This window comes from Amycolatopsis umgeniensis (genome assembly GCF_014205155.1).
GTDB lineage: Bacteria > Actinomycetota > Actinomycetes > Mycobacteriales > Pseudonocardiaceae > Amycolatopsis > Amycolatopsis umgeniensis.
The window spans coordinates 7,872,601-7,894,352 of sequence record NZ_JACHMX010000001.1 but is presented as its reverse complement, the minus strand read 5'-3'; the positions used below and the strand labels follow the sequence as shown (position 1 = coordinate 7,894,352).

Below are 21,752 nucleotides of genomic sequence, written 5' to 3'. Positions count from 1 at the left end.
CTCGCGGCGCCGGGCCGGGGTCAGAGTTCGTTGTCCAGCAGGGCGAACATGTCGTCGATGGTGTCCACTTCCAGATCCGCGTCGCCGCCGGACGGCCGGACCCGGTCCTGCCACAGGGCGACCAGGTTCCGCAGCTTCGCCTCGACCTCGGCACCGTCCGCGGCCGCGATGTCCACTGTGGACAGCTCGGCGGCGAGCCGGTCGATCCCCGACGCCAGGCTGGTTTCCTCGGCCGGGGCCGCGGGAACCACTTCGGACTGCAGGAACTTGGCGAGGTCGTCCGGGGTCGGGTAGTCGAAGATCAGCGTCGCGGGCAGGCGCAGCCCGGTGGCCGCGTCGAGCCCGTTGCGCAACTCGACCGCGGTGAGCGAGTCGAAGCCCAGTTCGGTGAACGCCCGGCCCGGCTCGATCGAGTCCGCGCCGTCGTGCCCGAGGGCCGCCGCGGCCTGACCGCGCACCACCCCGAGCAGCACGAGTTCGGCGTCCGCCTGCGCAAGCCCGGCGAGCCGTCGCTTGAGCCCGTCGGCCTGCGCCGCCGCGTCCACCGGTGCGGCGCGCCGCACCGAACCGCGGACGAGACCGCGCAGCAACGGCGGTACCGGTCCGGTCATCGTGCGGAGCCCGGCGACGTCCAGCTTCACCGGCACCGAGACCGGCTCGGCCAGACCGGTCGCCAGGTCGAACAGCTCCAGTCCCTCGACCGGGTCGAAACTGCCGACCCCGTCGCGCCCCATCCGGTCCGCGTCCGCCGCGCCGCCCATGCCGTCGGCCCAGAGACCGAAGGCGAGCGACGTCGCGGGCAGCCCGAGGCCGCGACGGTGGTGCGCCAGCCCGTCGAGGAAGGTGTTCGCCGCCGCGTAGTTCGCCTGCCCCGGCGCGCCGAGCACCCCGGCGGCCGAGGAGAACAGGACGAACATGGTCAGGTCGTGGCCACGGGTGAGCTCGTGGAGGTTCCACGCCGCGTCCACCTTGGGCCGCAGCACCTTCTCGAGCCGCTCGGGGGTGAGCGCGGTCAGCAGGCCGTCGTCGAGGACGCCGGCCGCGTGCACCACGCCGGTCAGCTGCGGTGTGCGGTCCAGGACCGCGGCGAGCGCGTCGCGGTCCGCGGCGTCGCACGCCTCGATCCGCACGGTGGCGCCGAGCCCGGTCAGTTCCGCCGCCAGTCCGGCCGCGCCGGGCGCGTCCGGACCGCGACGGCTGGTGAGCACCAGGTCCCGGACGTCGTGCTCGGTGACCAGGTGCTTGGCCAGCACCGCGCCGAGGCCACCGGTACCGCCGGTGACGAGCACCGTGCCGCCGTCCGGGCGGCGCGGCACGGTCAGCACGACCTTGCCGACGTGCTTGGCCTGGGACAGGAAGCGCAGCGCCTCCGGTGCCCGGCGCAGATCCCAGGTGCGGATCGGCAGCGGGGTGAGCGCGCCCTGGTCGAACAAGACGATCAGCTCCTCCCAAATCTGCGCGATCCGGCGGTTGCCCGCTTCGATCACGTCGAACGCCTGGTAAGTCACACCGGGATGGTGCCCCGCGGCGCCGCCGTCCGGACGGACGTCGGTCTTCCCCATTTCCACGAACCGCCCACCGCGCGGTAACAGGCGCATCGACGCGTCGATGAATTCGCCGGTCAGCGCGTTGAGGACCACGTCAACGCCGTTCCCGCCGGTGGTCTCGCGGAAGCGCTCCTCGAAGTCGAGCGTCCGCGACGACGCGATGTGGTCGTCTTCCAGCCCGGCCTCGCGCAGGACGTCCCACTTGCCTTCGCTCGCGGTGCCGAACACCTCGGCGCCGACGTGCCGGGCGAGCTGTGTGGCGGCCATCCCGACGCCACCGGCCGCGGCGTGGATCAGGACCGACTCGCCCTTCTTCAGCGCGCCGAGGTCGGTCAGCGCGTAGTAAGCGGTGAGGAACACCAGCGGGACCGACGCGGCCTGCTCGAACGTCCAGCCCTCGGGCATCTTGGCCACCAGATCGCGGTCGGCGAAGGTGAGCGGGCCGAATCCGCCGTGCACCAGGCCCATCACCCGGTCACCGGGCACCAGATCGTCCACTTCGGACCCGACGTCGGTGATGACACCGGCGGCCTCGTAGCCGATCCGGCCGGCGTCGCCCGGGTACATGCCGAGCACGTTGAGCACGTCGCGGAAGTTCGTCCCGGCCGCGCGGGTGGCGATCCGGACTTCGCGCGGCAGCAACGGTTCGAGCACGTCCGGGTACGGCTCGAAGGAGAGCCTGTCGAGCGTTCCCTTGACGACGCTGTCGAGACGCCAGGCTTCCTCATGCCACGGCGGCACGAGATCGGTCGACGACGCGGCAGTCAGCAGCCGCAGAGCGTGCACGGCGCCATCGCGGACGGCGAGCTGGGTTTCGTCGCCCAGCACGGCCAACGCGGTGTCGACGTCGGCCTCGGCCGCGTCGAGCAGCACCAGCCTGCCGGGATTCTCGGACTGGGCACTGCGGACCAGCCCCCAGACCGCGGCCGACGCCGGGTCGACACTGTCCGAAGTAGACACGGCGACAGCGTTCTCGGTGCGCACCACGAGCGTGGTGTCCTTCTCCTCGGCCAGCCACTCCTGCAGCCTCGCCAGCGTGCTTCGCAGGAGAGCGTGCGCGGCCGCCGGGGTGTCACCGGCGCCGGGGACCGCCGACAGCACGGCCAGCGAAGGAACCGGACCGGCCTCGTTCGCGACCTGCGCCCAGCCGAGCCGGAACAGCGAGTCCGAAGTGGACGGAGCGGCCGGGCCGAGGTCGGTGACCTCGCGCAGCAGCAGCGCTCCCACCGTCAGCACCGGAGCACCGGCACCGTCGGTGAGCTCCAACCGGACCGAGTCGGTGCCGGTGGCGGAGACCCGGACGCGGGCGGCGGTGGCGCCCGCCGCGTGCAGGACGACATCGCGCCAGAGGAACGGCAGCCGGGTGGTCGTGGTGTCCCCGGTGGGCAGCAGCCCGATCGCGTGCAGCGCGGCGTCGAGCAGCGCCGGATGCAGCCCGAACTTCCCGGCGTCGCCGTGGGCGGCGGCGGGCAGTTCGAGATCGGCGCAGACGTCGTCGCCCACCCGCCACGCGGCGGTGAGGCCCTGGAACACCGGCCCGTACTGCAGGCCCGCCTCGGCGAGACCCGGGTAAAGCTCGGTAACGTCAAGTGCTTCGGCCCCGGCGGGCGGCCACGCGGTGTCCTTGGCCGCCGGATAAGCGTCCCCGGGGGCGAGCAGGCCGGTCGCGTGCTCGGTCCACGGGGCGTCCGCGAGCCGGGAGTGGATCGACACCGGACGCCGTCCGTCGTCGTCCGGAGCGCCGAGGACGACCTGCACGGCGAGCCCGCCGGTCTCCGGCAGCACCATCGGCGCGGCCAGCGTCAGTTCGGCGACGCGGGCGCAGCCGAGTTCGCCGCCCACCCGGACGGCGAGTTCGACCAGTGCCGCGCCGGGGACCAGCACGGTGCCGAGCACCGCGTGGTCGGCCAGCCACGGCTGCGCGGCGCGGGACAACCGGCCGTAGCCGACCAGCCCGTCCTCGCCCGCCGTCGGCACGGTCGCGCCGAGCAGCGGATGTCCGGCCGCGGCCAAGCCCAGCCCGGCGGCGTCGCCCGCGGTGGCGGGCGGGTCGAGCCAGAAACGCTCACGCTGGAACGCGTAGGTGGGCAGCGGCACGGTGCGGGCGTCGGTGCCGTCGAAGAACTTCGCCCAATCCACGTCGGTGCCGGTCGCGATCAGCCTGCTGAACGCGACGGCCGCGGTCTGCCGCTCGTCGCGGTCCTTGCGCAGGATCGGGACGAACACCGCGTCCGGGGCGCTGTCCGCGCCCATCGCGGAGAGGACGCCGTCCGGGCCCAGTTCCGCGAACCGGGTGACCCCGGCTTCGGCGAGTACACGGACGCCCTCGGCGAACCGCACGGTTTCGCGGACGTGGCGCACCCAGTAACCCGGGTCGGTCAGATCGGCCGATGCGCTCACGGTGGACACGATCGGGATCCGCGGCTCGCTGTACTCCAAGGACTCCGCCACTTCGGCGAACTCCGCCAGCATCGGCTCCATCAGCGCCGAGTGGAACGCGTGCGAGACGACCAGGGCCTTGGTGCGGCGCCCTTCCGCGGCGAACGCCTCGGCCACCGCGTGCACAGGACCGTCCACACCGGACAGAACGACCGCCTGCGGCCCGTTCACCGCCGCCAGGCAGACCTCGTCGGACAGGTGTTCGCGCACCTCGTCCTCGGTCGCCTGGACCGCGACCATCGCACCGCCCTCGGGCAGTGCCTCCATCAGCCGGCCGCGTGCCTCGACCAGCTTCGCCGCGTCCTCCAAGGAGAACACACCCGCCACATGGGCGGCCGCGATCTCGCCGATCGAGTGCCCGGCCAGGAAATCGGGCCGGATCCCCCACGACTCCACGAGCCGGAACAACGCCACCTCCAGGGCGAAGATCGCGGGCTGCGCGGTACCGGTGCGATCGATGTCACCATCGAGAGGAAGCAGCGCGGCGACCTCGTCATAAGCCGCGGCGAACACCGGGAAAGCGTCGTAAAGTCCCTGGCCCATACCGAGCCGCTGGGAACCCTGACCGGTGAACAGCATCGCGAGCTTGCCCTCGGCCGCACGGCCGGTGACGACCTCCGGGGTGGTCCGGCCGCCGGCGAGGGCGGCCAGTCCGGTGCGCAGCGCGTCGGCGTCGCCGGTGAGCACCGCCCGCCGTTCGAACGCGGTCCGGGTGGTCGCCAGGGCGTACCCGATGTCCAGCGGGTCGGCGAATCCGACCGTGCCGAGCAGTCGCCCGGCCTGGGCCCGCAGCGCGTCCTCGGTGCGGGCGCTCAATATCCATGGCAGGAGCGACGGCGGCGCCGGAGTCCTGGCGGGAGCCGCCGGTTCCGGGACCTGCTCCAAGATGACGTGCGCGTTGGTCCCGCTGATGCCGAACGCCGAGACCGCCGCGCGCCGCGGTCGTCCGGCCTCGGGCCATGGCCGTGCTTCGGTGAGCAGACGGACTTCGCCCTCGCTCCAGTCGACGTGCGGTGACGGCTCGTCGACGTGCAGGGTCGCGGGCAGCACGCCGTGACGCATCGCCTCGACCATCTTGATGATCCCGGCGAGCCCGGCGGCGGCCTGCGTATGGCCGATGTTGGACTTCACCGAGCCGAGCCACAGTGGTTCTTCGCGGTCCTGACCGTAGGTGGCGAGCAACGCCTGCGCCTCGATCGGGTCACCCAGCGCGGTGCCGGTGCCGTGGGCCTCGACGATGTCCACTGTGGACGATTCGACGCCCGCCGCCGCCAGCGCGCGGCGGATCACTCGCTGCTGTGAAGGACCGTTGGGCGCGGTCATGCCGTTGGACGCGCCGTCCTGGTTGACCGCGCTGCCCCGGACCACCGCGAGGATGCGGCGTCCGTTACGGCGCGCGTCGGAAAGCCTTTCCAGGAGCAGGAAACCCGCGCCCTCGGCCCAGGCGGTGCCGTCGGCCGCCGCCGCGAACGGCTTGCAGCGACCATCGGCGGCGAGACCGCGCTGACGGGAGAACTCGATGAACGGGTTGGGGCTGGCCATCACGGTCGCGCCGCCGACCAGCGCCAGACCGCATTCACCCGAGCGCAAGGCCTGCGCCGCCCAGTGCAGGGCGACCAGCGACGAGGAGCACGCCGTGTCGACCGACACCGCCGGACCTTCGAGCCCGAACGTGTAGGCGACGCGGCCGGTCAGCACGCTGCTCGCGCTGCCGGTGCCGAGCAGGCCCTCCATTCCCTCTGGGGTGGCGGCGAGACGAGAGGCATAGTCGTCGTACATCACGCCGGCGAACACACCGGTGGCGCTGCCGCGCAGCGAGACCGGGTCGATCCCGGCGCGCTCGAACGCCTCCTGCGCGGTCTCCAGCAGCAACCGCTGCTGCGGGTCGACAGTGACCGCCTCGCGCGGCGAGATGCCGAAGAACTCCGCGTCGAAGTCGGGGGCGTCGTGCAGGAAACCGCCCTCGCGGGCGTAGCTGGTGCCGGGGTGGTCGGGGTCCGGGTGGTACAGCCCGTCGAGGTCCCAGCCGCGGTCGGACGGGAACGGGGTGATCGCGTCGGTCCCTTCGGCGACCAGGCGCCACAGATCCTCCGGCGAGCTGACACCGCCCGGGAACCGGCAGCTCATCGCGACGATCGCGATGGGCTCGTCCGGCTCGGCCACGCGCACCGGCTCGACGTCCACAGTGGAATCTTCACCGGCGAACTCGGTGCGGATGTACGTGGCCAGCGCCGCCGGGTTCGGGTGATCGAAGATCAGCGTGGCGGGCAGCCGCAGACCGGTCGCCTCACCGAGTCGATTACGCAGCTCGACAGCGGTGAGCGAGTCGAAGCCGAGTTCCGTGAACGCGCGACCGGCCTCGACCGACGTCGCCGTACCGTGTCCGAGCACGTCGGCGACGTGACCGCGGACCAGGTCGACCAGATGCGAGAGCTGGTCGGCGGGCGAAAGCCGGGTCAGCGTCGCGGTCAGCCCGGCGGCCGCCGCGTTGGCCGCGCCCCGTCGCTTCGGCACGCGGACCAGGCCGCGCAGTGCGGGGGCAGGATCACTGGTGCGGGCCAGCGTGCGCAGTGTCGCCAGGTCGAGCTTGACCGGAACCGGGACCGGCGTCGAAGCGGCCAATGCGGCGTCGAACAACGCCAGGCCCTCTTCGTCGGTCAGCGCTCCGAATCCGGCGCGGGCCAGCCTGTCCACATCGGACTGTCCGCCCATACCGTTGGCCCACAGGCCGTACGCCAGCGAACGGGCGGGCAGCCCCTCCGCGTGACGTCGGCGCGCGAGGTCGTCGAGCAGGGCGTTGGCCGCGGCGTAACTGGCCTGCCCCGGACCGCCGAGAATCCCGGACACCGACGACACCAGGACGAACTGCGTCAACGGCTTGCCGAGGGTGAGTTCGTGGAGCACGAGCGCCGCGTCGGCCTTGGGCCGCAGCACGGTGTCGAAGCGCTCCGGGGTCAGTTCGGTGACGACACCGTCGTCGAGGACGCCGGCGGCGTGCACGATCCCGGTGAGGTCTTCGATCCCGTCGAGCAGGGCGGCGAGCGCGTCGCGATCGGTGACGTCGCAGGCGACGACCTCGGCGCCGAGTTCTTCCGCCAGCTCCGGCGCGCCAGGCGCGTCGAGGCCACGGCGGCTGGTGAGGACCAGCTTGGTGACCCGCGGCGCGAGGTGCCGGGCGATCGCGGCCCCGACCCCGCCGGTGCCGCCGGTGACGAGAACCGTGCCCTCGCCCCAGATCGCGGGTTCTCCCGCCGTGGTTCGGGCCAGTCGCGGTACCTCCACGACGCCGTCGCGGATCCGGACCTGCGGCTCGCCGGTGGCCAGCGCGGTCGCGATGTCTTCGCCCTCGAGGACGACGAACCGGTCCGGGTGTTCCGAGGCGGCGGTGCGGGCGAGACCGCGCACGGCGGCCCCGGCCGGGGTGTCGCCCGTGCGGACCACCAACCGCGTCCCGCCGTCGGCCAGGAATTCCTGGATCGCCGTGAGGGTCGCGGCCAGTGCCTCTCGGGGCTCGCCGTCCGGTGCGGTGAAGACCTGGACGTCTTCACTGACTTCGCCGTCGGCGGGCACCTCGACCCAGGTGAGCTCGTACAGCGAGTCCGTGCCGCGCTGCCTCGGCGCCTCCGCCGCCCGGACCGCGACCGTGCCGATCGCGGCGACCGGCGCGCCGGTGGTGTCGGTGACCAGCAAAGAGAATCCGGATCCGGCGGGCGTGACCCGGACGCGCAGCGCGGTGGCGCCGGTGGCGTGCAGGGCGACGTCGCCGAACAGGAACGGCAGACGGGTGCCCTCACCGGGGAGGAGGCCCAGGGTGTGGAGTGCCGCGTCGAGCAGCGCCGGGTGCAGGCCGAAGCCGTCGACTTCGGTGCCCTCGGGCAGTTCCACCTCGGCGAACACGGTGTCCCCGTCACGCCAGGCGGCGGTGAGCCCGCGGAACGGCGGGCCGTAGTCGAGACCCACGGCCGCCAGGTCGGCGTAGAGCCCGTCGAGCGGGACGGGCTCTGCGGCGGGCGGCCATTCGGTCAGGCCGGACGGTACGGCGGCCGTTTCCGGGGTGAGGGTGCCGGTGGCGTGCTCGGTCCACTCCCCCTGCGGTTCCCGCGAGTGCACCGAGACCGGGCGTCGTCCGCCCGTGCCCGCCGCACCGACGAGCACCTGGACGTCCAGCGCGCCGTGCGGCGGCAGCACCAGCGGGGCGGCGAGTGTCAGTTCCTCCACGCCGGCGCAACCGGCTTCGTCACCGGCGCGGACGGCGAGTTCGAGCAGTCCGGTGCCGGGGACGATCACTTCACCGAACGCGGCGTGCCCGGCCAGCCACGGATGCGTGGCGACCGAAAGCCGTCCGGTGAGGACCCAGCCGTCACCGTCGGCGAACGGCACCGCGGCGCCCAGCAGCGGGTGCCCGGCGGCCTGGAGCCCGGCCGTGGTGACGTCGCCCGCGCCGGATCCGGCGGCGAGCCAGAAGTGGCGCCGGTCGAACACCGACGTCGGCAGGTCGACGACGCGAGCCCCGGTCGGGCGGAACACCGCGGCCCAGTCGACTCCGACACCGCGCGTGTACGCGGCGGCCAAGGTGGTGAGCGCGGTCTCCGCCTCGTCGCGGTCGGCACGCAGGAACGACGCCGCGAAGGTGTCCGGACCGTCGTCGGCGAGCGCGGTCAGGACGGCGGCCGGGCCCAGTTCCACGAACCGGGTCACGCCTGCCTCGCGCAGCCACGCCAGCCCGGCGTCGAAGCGAACGGTGGCGCGGACGTGCTCCACCCAGTACTCCGGTTCGGCGACGCGACCGGTCCGTTCTCCATCCACAGTGGACACGAACGGGATCGCCGGGGACGAGAACTCCAGTTCCCGCACCACGGCGGCGAACTCGTCGAGCATCGGCTCCATCAAGGCCGAGTGGAAGGCGTGCGAGACGTCCAGCCGCTTGGTGCGGCGGCCGAGCTTCTCGAACTTCTTGGCCAGCTTCAGCGTCGGCGACGCGGCACCCGAGAGAACGACCGCGTTCGGTCCGTTGACGGCGGCCAGCGAGACCTTGGGCGTCAGGTGCTCGCGCACCTCGTCCTCACTCGCCTGCACGGCGACCATCGCGCCGCCCTCGGGCAGCGCCTCCATCAACCGGCCGCGAGCTTCGACGAGCTTGGCCGCGTCCTCCAGCGAAAGCACCCCGGCCACGTGAGCGGCCGCGATCTCGCCGATCGAGTGCCCGGCCACGAAATCAGGGGTGACACCCCACGACTCGGCGAGCCGGTACAGCGCGACTTCCAGGGCGAAGATCGCGGGCTGGGCGGTACCCGTCCGGCTGAGATCGCCGTCGATCGGGAGCAGCGCGGCGACCTCGTCGTAGGCGGCGGCGAACACCGGGAAGGCGGCGTAGAGCCCCTCGCCCATGCCGAGCCGCTGGGATCCCTGTCCGGTGAACAGGAACGCCGTCCGGCCGGACAGGACACGTCCGGTGATGACCGACGGCGTGTTGGCGCCCTCGGCGAGTGATTCCAGCCCGGCACGGAGATCCGCGTCCGTGGCACCGAGCACGACGGCACGCCGTTCGTGCGCGGTGCGGGTCGTGGCGAGCGCGAAGCCGACGTCGACCGGCTCGCCGTCACGGCCGAGCAGACGCCCGGCCTGCTCCCGCAGGGTGTCTTCGGCGCGGCCGGAGAGCACCCACGGCACGAGAGCCGGGGTCACGACCTCACGCGGTGCCGGGGTCTCGGACGGCGGCTGTTCGAGGATGACGTGCGCGTTGGTGCCGCTGATCCCGAACGACGACACGGCGGATCGCCGCGGCCGACCGGTTTCCGGCCAGCCCCTGCCTTCGGCGAGCAGCTCGACGTCACCGGCTTCCCAGTCGACGTGCGGGGTCGCTTCGCCCAGGTGCAGCGTCTTCGGCAGGACGCCATGGTGCATCGCCTGGACCATCTTGATGATCCCGGCGACACCGGCGGCGGCCTGCGTGTGACCGAAGTTGGACTTCACGGAGCCGAGGTACAGCGGTTCGCCGTCACGCTCACGGCCGTAAGTGGCCAGAAGCGCCTGGGCTTCGATCGGGTCGCCCAGCGTCGTTCCGGTGCCGTGCGCCTCGACAGCGTCCACAGTGGACGACGGGACACCGGCGGCGGCCAGCGCCTGGCGGATCACCCGCTGCTGCGAAGGACCGTTGGGGGCGGTGAGGCCGTTGGACGCGCCGTCGGAGTTGACCGCCGAGCCCTTGACGACCGCGAGGACACGGTGCCCGTTGCGGCGCGCGTCGGAAAGCCTTTCCAGCACGAGCATTCCCGCGCCTTCGGCCCAGCCGGTGCCGTCAGCGTCGGCAGAGAAGGACTTGCAGCGGCCGTCGGCGGCGAGGCCGCGTTGGCGGGAGAAGCCGATGAACGTCTCCGGCGTCGCCATCACCGTGACGCCGCCGGCCAGCGCCAGCGAGCACTCCCCCGACCGCAAAGCCTGCGTCGCCCAGTGCAGCGCGACCAGCGACGAGGAGCACGCGGTGTCGACCGAAACCGCCGGTCCCTCCAGGCCGAGGGTGTAGGCGACGCGGCCGGACAGCACGCTGCCCGAGGTGCCGGTGCCGAGGAAGCCCTCGACGTCGTCGGGGACGTCGTTGCCGAGCCGGGTGCCGTAGTCGTGATACATGACGCCGGCGAACACGCCGGTCGGGCTGCCCTTGAGCGACGTCGGATCGGTGCCGGAGCGTTCCAGCGCCTCCCACGCGACTTCGAGCAGCAACCGTTGCTGCGGGTCCATCGCGAGCGCTTCACGCGGCGAGATCCCGAAGAACTCCGGGTCGAAGTCGCCCGCGTCGTGCAGGAATCCGCCTTCGCGGGTGTAGGTCTTGCCCGGCCGGTCGGGGTCGGGGTCGTAGATGCCGTCGACGTCCCAGCCGCGGTCCTCGGGGAATCGGGTCACGCCGTCCTTGCCGCCGGAGACGAGGTCCCACAGCTCCTCCGGCGACGTCACGCCACCCGGGTAGCGGCAGGCCATGCCGACGATGACGATCGGGTCGCCGTCGGCGCGGGCGGCGGTGAAGACCGGGGTCGCGTCGGCGGGTTCGTCGAGCAATTCGGCGAGCAGGAATTCGGCCAGCGCGAGCGGGGTCGGATGGTCGAAGGTCAGGGTCGCGGGCAGGCGCAGCCCGGTGACCGTGCCGAGGCGGTTGCGGAATTCGACCGCGGTGAGCGAGTCGAAGCCGAGGTCACCGAAGGCACGGTCCGCTTCGACGGCGTCGGGGCTGGTGTGGCTGAGCACGTGCGCGGCCTCGGTGCGGACCAGTTCGGTCAGCAGTCGCGTGCGTTCGGTGACGGGAACTCCGGAGAGCCGCTGCCGCAGTCCGGCGGCTTCCGCTTCCTCCGCCGCACGGCGACGGCGCGGCCGGACCAGGCTCCGCAGCACATGCGGCACCTCGGCTTCGGCACGCAGCGCGGCCAGGTCGAGCTTGGTCGCGACGGGACGCGGGTCTTCACCGAAGGCCAGCAGGTCGAACAGTTCCAGCCCGGCTTCGACGGGCAGCGCCGCTCCACCGCGCCCCTCGCCCATGCCGGTTTCCCAGAGACCGAAGGCGATCGAGGTACCGGGGAGGCCCTGGGCACGCCGGTGCGCGGCGAGTCCGTCGAGGTAGCCGTTGGCCGCGGCGTAGTTCGCCTGGCCGGGGGCGCCCAGCGCTCCGGCGATCGAGGAGAACGTGACGAACAGCTTGAGGTCCGTGGTCAGTTCGTGCAGATGCCGCGCGGCTTCCGCTTTGGGGCCCGCGACGGCGGCGAGCCGTTCGGGCGTCATCGCGGTGAGGACGCCGTCGTCGAGGACACCCGCGGCGTGCACCACGCCACTCAGCGGCTGCTCGGCGAGGGCGAGCACGGACTCGAGCTGGGAACGGTCGGCGACGTCGCACGCGGCGATCGTCACCTCGGCGCCGAGCGCGGTCAGGTCCTCCCGCAGCGCTTCGGCACCGGGAGCGTCGGCGCCCCGGCGTCCGACGAGCAGCAGGTGCCGGACGCCATGACGCTCGACGAGCCGCCGGGCGACGTGCGCGCCGAGTCCGCCGGTACCGCCGGTGACCAGCACGGTGCCGTCGAGGGTCCAGTCCGGGTCGGCGGTGGCGCGGGACCGCGTCAACCGGGGAACGCGCAGGCCGTCTTCGGTGAAGGCGACCTCGGGCTCGCCGGTGGCCGCCGCGATCTTGGCGTCTCCGGTGCCGTGGACCAGGACGAACTTGTCCGGGTACTCGGCCTGGGCGCTGCGCACCAGTCCGGCGACGGCGGCGTGGGCCGGGCTGTCACCGGTGAGGTGCACGACGAGCCGGTCTTCGGCGGCCTGCAACGCTTCGAGCGCGGCTTCGACCGACGCGGCTTCGTGCACGGCGACGTCTTCGGCCTCTGAGGGCAGTGCGAGGGGGATCCAGTCGATGCCGAACAACGCGTCGGTGGCGGCGCTGGGCAGCGGCCCGTCGCCGACCGGGCGCAGACTCAGCGAGGCGACCGAGAGCACCGGAGCACCGGTGCCGTCGGTGACACGCAAGGAGACGGCGTCCTGACCGGCCGGGGTGAGCCGGGCCCGCACCGTGGTCGCACCGGTGGCGTGCAACGCCACTCCGGCCCACGAGAACGGCAGCCGGGCCGGGCCGCCGGTCAGGCCGACGGCGTGCAGGACAGCGTCGAGCAGGGCCGGGTGCAGCCCGAACCCGCGGACGTCGGTGCCCTCGGGCAGCGCGACCTCGGCGAAGATCTCGTCACCCTGGCGCCAAGTCGCACGCAGACCGCGGAACGGGTCCGCGTAGGTGAGCCCGGCGTCGGCGAGCGTCGGGTAGAAGCCTTCCAGGTCAACGGGTTCGGCTCCGGTCGGCGGCCATTCCGTGATCGCGGTCGGTTCCTCGGCGGTCGTGGTCAGCGAGCCGGTGGCGTGCAAGGTCCATTCGCCGTCCTGGGGACGCGAGTGCACCGCGAGGGCGCCATTGTCCGAAAGGGACACCCGCAGCTGGACCGGGGCCGCGGTGAGCACCAGCGGTGCCTGCAGCGTCAGTTCCTCGACGGTGCCACAGCCGACCTCGTCGCCCGCCCGCACGGCCAGTTCGGCGAACGCGGTACCGGGCAGCAGGACGGCGTCGCGGACGCGGTGCCCGGCCAGCCACGGCTGTTCGTCGAGCGACAGCCGTCCGGTGAGCACCAGCCCGCCGCGTTCGGGGAGCGCGACGGCGGCGCCCAGCAGCGGATGGTCGAGCGCGCCGAGACCCAGTGCGGTGGCGTCGCCGGAGCCCGGCGGTGCCAGCAGCCAGAAGCGACGGCGCTGGAAGGGATAGGTGGGCAGGTTCGCGGGTCGCGCGCCGCTGCCCTCGAAGAAGCGATCCCAGTCGACGGGAGCGCCCGCGGCATGCACCGCGCCCAGGGCGGTCATCGCGGATCGCGCTTCGTCGGAGTCCTTGCGCAGGGCGGAGACGAAGACGCCTTCGGTGCCCATCGCGGAGAGCACGGCGTCCGGGCCGAGCTCGAGGAAAGTCGTGACGCCCTCGGCGGTCAGCGCCGCGAGACCGTCGGCGAACCGCACGGTTTCGCGGACGTGGCGCACCCAGTAACCCGGGTCGGTCAGATCGACCGACTCGTCCACTGTGGACACGATCGGGATCCGCGGCTCGGAGTACTCCAGTGACTCCGCCACTTCGGCGAACTCCGCCAGCATCGGTTCCATCAGCGCCGAGTGGAAAGCGTGCGACACCACGAGATGCTTGGTACGTCGCCCATCGTGGGCGAACCGGGCGGCGACCTCGCGGACCGGACCGTCCACACCGGACAGAACGACCGCGTCGGGCCCGTTGACCGCGGCGAGGCTGACCTCGTCGGTCAGGAACTCGCGCACCTCGTCTTCGGACGCCTGGACAGCGACCATCGCGCCGCCCTCGGGCAGCGCCTCCATCAACCGGCCCCGTGCCTCGACGAGCTTCGCCGCGTCTGGAAGGGAAAGCACACCTGCGACGTGCGCCGCCGCGATCTCGCCGATCGAGTGCCCGGCGAGGAAGTCCGGGGTCACACCCCAGGACTCGTAGAGCCGGAACAGCGCTACTTCCAGCGCGAAGATCGCGGGCTGGGCGGTACCGGTGCGGTTGAGATCGCCATCGAGGGGAAGCAGCGCGGAGACCTCGTCGTAAGCCGCGGCGAAGGCGGGGAAGGTCTCGTAAAGGCCTTGGCCCATGCCGAGGCGCTGGGACCCCTGACCGGTGAACAGGAACGCGAGCCGTCCGGTGACCGCACGGCCGGAGACGACGTTGACCGCCCGGCCGGTGTCGGCGAACGCGGCCAGCCCGGCACGCAGCACCGACGGATCGGTTCCGACGACGACCGCGCGCCGTTCGTGCGCGGTGCGGGCCGTGGCCAGCGACCAGGCGACGTCGAGCGGGTCGGCCGTCAGGTCGGCGAGCCGTGCGGCCTGTGCTCGGAGGGCTTCCTCGGACCGGCCGGACAACACCCACGGCAGCATCACGGGCTGAGCGGCGGTTTCCTCGATCTCCGGCGCGGGAACGTGTTCGAGCACGACGTGCGCGTTGGTCCCGCTGAACCCGAACGAAGACACTCCCGCCCGGCGCGGACGGCCGGTCTCCGGCCAGCTCGCGGACTCGGTGGCGACGCGGATCGCGCCCGCTTCCCAGTCGACTTGGGCCGAGGGCGCGTCGACGTGCAGCGTCGCGGGGACGACGCCGTGCCGCATCGCCTCGACCATCTTGATCACCCCGGCCACGCCCGCCGCGGCCTGCGTGTGCCCGAAGTTCGACTTGACCGAGCCGAGCAGCAGCGGCTCTTCGCGGTCTTGGCCGTAGGTGGCGAGCAGGGCCTGTGCCTCGATCGGGTCACCCAGCCGGGTACCGGTGCCGTGCGCCTCGACGACGTCGATGTCCGAAGTGGACAGCCCGGCGTTGGCGAGCGCCTGGAGGATCACACGCTGCTGCGACGGTCCGTTCGGGGCGGTGAGCCCACTGGACGCGCCGTCCTGGTTGACCGCGGATCCCTTGAGCAGCGCGAGAACCGGGTGACCGTTGCGGCGCGCGTCGGACAGTTTCTCCAGCAGGACGAATCCGGCGCCCTCACCCCAGCTGACGCCGTCGGCGCCGTTGGCGAAGGCCTTGCAGCGGCCGTCGATCGCCATCGCGTTCTGCTTGCTGAAGTCGATGAACGGGTCGGGGTTGGCCATCACGGTGACACCGCCGGCCAGCGCCAGCGAGCACTCCCCCGAACGCAGCGCCTGGCTCGCCAGATGCATCGCGACCAGCGAAGACGAGCACGCCGTGTCCACCGACACCGCCGGCCCCTCGAAGCCGAACGTGTAGGAGACGCGGCCGGACATCATCGCGCCGGACGTGCCGGTGCCGAGGAAGCCCTCGACCTCTTCTGGGATCTTCGTCAGCCGGGACGCGTACTCGTGGTAGATCGCGCCGGTGAAGACACCGGTGTCGCTGCCGCGCAAGGTGCCGGGCGGGATGCCCGCGCGTTCGAACGCCTCCCACGCGATCTCCAGCAGCAAGCGCTGCTGCGGGTCCATGGCGAGGGCTTCACGAGGCGAGATGCCGAAGAACTCCGGGTCGAAATCGCCCGCTTCAGGCAGGAATCCGCCGGTGCGGGTGTTCGACACGCCCTGTTTGCCCGGCGTCGTGTCGAACAGTGCTGCCAGGTCCCAGCCTCGGTCGGCCGGGAAGTCCGTGAGGCCCTCGCGGCCTTCGGACACCAGGCGCCACAGGTCTTCCGGCGTGTTCACGTCGCCGGGGAACCGGCAGCTGGTCGCGACGATCGCGATCGGTTCACCGGCATCGATGACACGGGCACGGGCGCGAGGTCCGGCGGTGAGGTCGCCGAGCAGTTCGGAGCGCACGTAACCGGCGAGGGCGACCGGGGTCGGGTGGTCGAAGATCACCGTCGACGGCAGCCGCAGCCCGGTCACGGAACCGAGGCGGTTGCGCAGTTCGACGGCGGTCAGGGAGTCGAAACCGAGGTCCATGAAGCCGCGGCCGGGTTCGACGGTGGCGGCGTTGACGTGCCCGAGCACCAGGGCGACCTGAGTGCGGACGAGGTCCAGGAGTTCGCGGTCCTGGTCGGCCTCGGTCAACCCGGCGAGCCGCCTGGCCAGCGAGGAGTCACTGCCCGATTTCGCGGTCCGACGGCCGGGTTTCACCAGGGCGCCGAGCAGCGGCGGGAGCGGTCCGGACGCGGCGAGCACCGGCAGATTCAGCTGCACCGGGATCGCGAGAGGTGCCCCAGCGGCGATGGCCGCGTCGAAGAGCGCGAGGCCGTCCTCGACGGCGAGCGCGGGAGTGCCTCCGGCGCGCAGCCGCGCCAGGTGGGCCTCGCCGAGCGTCTCCGCCATCCCCGCGGCCCACGGGCCCCAGGCCAGCGACTGTCCGGACAGGCCGAGCGAGCGGCGGTGGGCGGCGAGACCGTCGAGGTAGCCGTTGGCCGCCGCGTAGTTGCCCTGCCCCGGCGCACCGAGCACCCCGGCGGCCGAGGAGAACGTGACGAACAGGTCCGGGTCGCCGGACAGCTCGTGCAGATGCCGGGCCGCGTCGGCCTTCGGGCCGAGTACGAAGTCGAGCCGTTCCTGGGTGAGCGCGTCGATGGTGCCGTCGTCCAGCACCCCGGCGGCGTGCACGACACCGGTCAGGTCGGCGCCGTCGAGCAGCGACGCCACGGCATCGCGATCGGCGACGTCGCAGGCGACGACCTCGACTTCGGCGTCGAGCTCCTCCGCCAGCTCAGCCGCTCCGGGCGCGTCGAGGCCACGGCGGCTGGTGAGCAGGAGTTTCCGGACTCCGTGCGCGTTGACCAGATGGCGGGCGATCAAGGCGCCGAGACCGCCCGTGCCGCCGGTGATCAGCACCGTCCGGTCCGGGTCGAGGGTCCTCGGCATGGTGAGCGCGACCTTGCCGATGTGCTTCGCCTGACTGAGAAACCGGAACGCTTCACGGGCTTCGCGGACGTCCCAGGTCCGGGTCGGCAGCGGGGCGAGCGCGCCGGAGGCGAACAGGTCGGTCAGCGCGTCCCACAGCTGCGCCGTCCGCTCCGGACCCGCGTCGATCAGGTCGAAGGCGCGGTAGTGGACGCCTTCGGGCTCGCGGATGTCGGTCTTGCCCATCTCCAGGAAACGGCCGCCCGGTGCCATGGTGCGGATCGAGGCGTCGATGAAGTCCCCGGCGAGCGCGTTCAGGACGACGTCGATACCGCTGAACCGCTCCTCGAACTCCAGCGTGCGGCTCGAGGCGATGTGCGCGTCGTCGAGTCCGGCGTCGCGCAGCACGTATTGCTTGCTTTCGCTGGCGGTGCCGTACACCTCGGCACCCAGATGGCGCGCGAGCTGCGTCGCGGCCATCCCGACCCCGCCGGCGGCGGCGTGGATCAGGATCGACTCGCCCGCTTTGAGCCCGGCCAGGTCGACCAGCGCGTAATAGGCGGTCAGGAACACCAACGGCGTCGAGGCCGCCTGCTCGTAGGTCCAGTCCGCGGGCTTGCGGGTGATCATCGGCCGCTCGGCGACCGCGATCGGCCCGGCGCCGCCGGAGACGAGACCCATCACCTCGTCGCCGGGGCTCAGGTCGGTGACGTCGGCGCCGACCTCGAGGACGGTTCCGGCGAACTCGCTGCCGAGCAGCCCGGCCTCGCCGGGGTACATGCCGAGCGCGTTGAGCACGTCGCGGAAGTTGAGCCCGGCGGCGCGGACGGAAACCCGGACGCCCAGCGGGCCGAGCGGCTCGTCGGGCAGCGATTCCAGGGTCAGGTGGTCGAAGGTGCCCTTGCCGGACAGGCCGAGCCGCCAGTTGCCGGACGGCGGCAGCAGACGTCCGGTGGATTCCGGCGTGACCAGGCGCGGGACGCGCAGTTCGCCCTCGCGGACGGCGATCTGCGGCTCACCCGCGGCCAGCACGGCGTCGGTGAGTTCGTCGGCGTCGACGAGCAGGAACCGGTCCGGATGCTCGGACTGCGCGCTGCGCACCAGTCCCCATACCGCGGCCGCCACCGGGTCCACATCGGACTGTCCGGTGTGGACGAGCAGTTTCGCTTCGGCGAAGCGGTCTTCGGCGAGGAAGGTCCGCAAGACGTCCAGGGTCTCGCCGGTGACGGCGTGCACGTCGTCACCCTCGGCGCGGTACACGACGACCTCGGGGACCTCGTCGGTGACATCGGCGAACCGCGCCCAGATCGGCGCTTCGCCGTCGGGTGCGGCGATCGGGTTCCAAGCCAGTTCGTACAGTCCCTCACGGGAGGTCGCGGGACGCAGCTGTCCGGCCGAAACCGGGCGGACGACCAGCGACCCGACGGTGGCGACCGGCGCGCCGGTCCCGTCGGCCACGCGCAGGGTGACCGCGTCGGTCCCGGCCGGGGTGAGCCGGACGCGCAGTTCGGCCGCGCCCGAGGCGTGCAGGACGACGTCGCTCCAGGCGAAGGGCAGGCGGGCGGGACCGTCGCCCTCGGCGAGGGCATGCAGCGCCGAGTCGAAGAGGGCGGGGTGCAGACCGAACCGGGCCGCTTGATCGCGGGCGGCTTCGGGCAGCGAGACCTCCGCGTAGGTGTGCTCGCCGTCGCGCCACAGGGAGCGCAAGCCCTGGAAGATCTCGCCGTACTCGAGCCCCGCCGCGGCCAGCTCGGGGTAGCGGCCTTCGAGGGAGACGGCCTCGGCGCCGGGCGGCGGCCACTCGGCCAGATCCCAGTCCGGCGCGGGCGAAGCCGGGGCGAACGCGCCGGTGGCGTGCAGCGTCCACTCCCCCGTGCCGTGCGGGCGCGAGTGCACGGTCAGCGGGCGGTGCCCGGTTTCCTCCGGCGTCCCGGCCCACAGCTGGACCTGGACCGCGCCGCTGTCCGGGAGCACCAGCGGGGTCTGCAACGTCAGTTCTTCGAGCACCGCCAGGCCGGTCTCGTCGGCGGCACGTACGGCGAGCTCGACCAGCGCGGTGCCGGGCACGACGACCTGACCGTGCACCACGTGCTCGGCCAGCCACGGATGCGTGCGCAGTGAAAGGCTGCCGGTGAACAGGAATCCGCCCGCGTCGGCGACCGAAACGGCGGCACCGAGCAGCGGATGGTCGAGTGAGCCGAGGCCGAGACCCGCCGCGTCACCGGCGGCGTGGGTCGCGGGAAGCCAGTAGAACTCGCGCTGGAACGGATACGTGGGCAGCTCGACCGGACGCGCGCCGTCGAACGCGGCGGCCCAGCCGACCGTCCCGCCGTGGACGTGCACGGCGGCGAGCGCGGCGACGAAGGTCTCCGGTTCGGGCCGGTCGCGACGCAGCACCGGGACGAACAGGCCGTCCGCGCTTTCCTGACCCGCCGCGGAAAGGACGCCGTCCGGACCGAGTTCCAGGAAGCGGGTGACACCTGCTTCGGCCAGCGCCTCGACACCGTCCGCGAACCGCACGGCTTCGCGCACGTGCCGGACCCAGTAGGCCGGGGCGAGGATCTCGGCGGTCTCGGCGATGCCGCCCGTGACGTTGGAAATCAGCGCGATCTTCGGGGTTTTGTAGGTGACGCTGCGGGCGACGGCGGCGAAGTCGTCGAGCATCCCGTCCATCAGCGCCGAGTGGAACGCGTGGGACACGGCGAGGTTCTTGGTCCGTCGGCCCTGCTCGGTGAAAGCCGCGGCGACGGTCCGCACGGCGTCCTCGGTGCCGGAGACGACGATCGCGCGCGGCCCGTTGACCGCCGCGATGTCCGCCCCGGCGACCAGGGCGGCGCGAACCTCGTCCTCGGCTGCCTCGATCGCGCACATCGCGCCCCCGCGCGGCAAGGCGCTCATCAGGCTGCCGCGCGCCGCGACCAGTTCGGCCGCGTCCTCCAGTGACCAGATGCCGGCGACGTGCGCCGCGGCGAGTTCACCGACGGAGTGACCGATCAGGAAATCCGGGACGACGCCCCAGGATTCGACCAGCCGGTAGAGCGAAACCTCCAGCGCGAACAGCGCGGGCTGGGCGTTTCCGGTGTCGTTCAAGGCTTCGGCGTCATCACCGAAGACGATCTCGCGCACGCCCGGCAGCAGCTCGCAGACCTCGTCGAACGCGGCGGCGAAGGCCGGATACGCCTCGTACAGCTCGCGGCCCATGCCGAGCCGCTGCGAGCCCTGACCGGTGAAGCACACCGCGAGGCCGCCGTCGGTCGCTTCACGAACGCTCGGATCCCCCTCCGCGACCGCCGTCAGCCCTTCACGCAGCGTGGCCTCGTCACGGCCGGTGACGACGGCGCGGTACTCGAAGGTGGACCGGGCCACGGCCAGCGACCAGCCGATGTCCGCCGGGTCACCCTCGACATTCAGCAGTGCGTGAGCCTGAGCGCGCAACGCCGCCGGAGTGCGGCCGGACAGCACCCACGGAGTCACCGGCGGGACGGATCCGTCCACTGTGGACGGATCCGTGGCGGGTGCCTGCTCCAGCAGCACGTGGGAGTTGGTCCCGCTGATACCGAACGATGAGACCCCCGCCCGGCGGGTTTCCCCCTCCGGCCAGGATCGCGCGGACGACAGCAGCTCGATCGTTCCCGGCGACCAGTCGACCTGCGGGCTCGGCGCGTCGATGTGCAGGCTCGCGGGCAGGGTTCCGTTGCGCAGGGCCAAGACCATCTTGATGATCCCGGCGACCCCCGCGGCGGCCTGGGTGTGGCCGATGTTCGTCTTCACCGAGCCGAGCAGCAACGGTCCCCGCTCGCCGCGGTCGCGACCGTAGGTGGCCTGCAGGGCCTGGACCTCGATCGGGTCGCCCAGCGTCGTACCGGTGCCGTGCGCCTCGACGACATCGACGTCCTTGGTGGACAGACGAGCGTCGGCGAGCGCCTGACGGATGACACGCTGCTGCGAAGGACCGTTGGGGGCGGTGAGCCCGTTGGACGCGCCGTCCTGGTTGACCGCGGAGCCACGCACGACGGCCAAGACCGGGTGACCGTTGCGCTGGGCGTCGGAAAGGCGCTCCAGCACGATCATGCCGGCGCCCTCACCCCACGCGGTGCCGTCCGCCCCGGCGGCGAACGCCTTGACGAGGCCGTCACGGGCGAGACCTCGCTGACGGGAGAACTCGATGAACGCGTCCGGGCTCGCCATCACGGTGGCGCCGCCCGAAAGCGCGAGATCGCACTCGCCCGCACGCAACGCGCGGACGGCGAGGTGGAGCGTGACCAGCGACGCCGAGCACGCCGTGTCGACGGTGACCGACGGGCCTTCCAGCCCGAGGACGTAGGAGATCCGTCCGGAAAGGACACTGCCGGAGATCCCGGTGCCGAGGTAGCCCTCGACGCCTTCGACACCCTTGGGCAGGTCGCGGCCGTAGTCCTGGCCGTTGGTGCCGACGAAGACCCCGGCCCGGCTGCCGGACAGCGACGCGGGGTCGATCCCGCCGCGCTCCAGCGCTTCCCACGACGTCTCCAGCAGCAGCCGCTGCTGCGGGTCCATCGAGACGGCCTCGCGCGGCGAGATACCGAAGAACTCGGGATCGAATTCCCCTGCACCGTCGACGAAACCGCCTCGATCGACGTAGCTGGTGCCGAGATGGTCCGGATCCGGGTCGACGAGCGCGCCGACGTCCCAGCCGCGGTCCTCGGGGAACCCGGTGATCCCGTGGTCCCCGGCGGTCAGCAGCTCCCAGAACCGCTCCGGTGTCCGGACGCCGCCCGGGAACCGGCAGCCCATGCCGACGATGGCGATCGGTTCGGCGGCGCGGTCTTCCAGCGCGGCGAGCCTGCCGCGCGTGCGCTGCAGTTCGCCGGTGACTCGCGTCAGGTAGTCGCGAAGCTTGTCGTTCTCACCCACGGTGTCCCCACTCATCGGTCGAGG

Annotated in this window: 1 protein-coding gene; it reads right to left on the bottom strand. The window is 72.4% G+C overall.

All coding sequences use genetic code 11. The features are described 5' to 3' along the window. Nucleotides 1-20: 20 nt before the first annotated feature. On the bottom strand, nucleotides 21-21,728 hold the full coding sequence (locus tag HDA45_RS36570) for a type I polyketide synthase (protein WP_184903201.1): 21,708 nt from the start codon (nucleotides 21,726-21,728) through the stop codon (nucleotides 21-23). Nucleotides 21,729-21,752 lie beyond the last annotated feature (24 nt).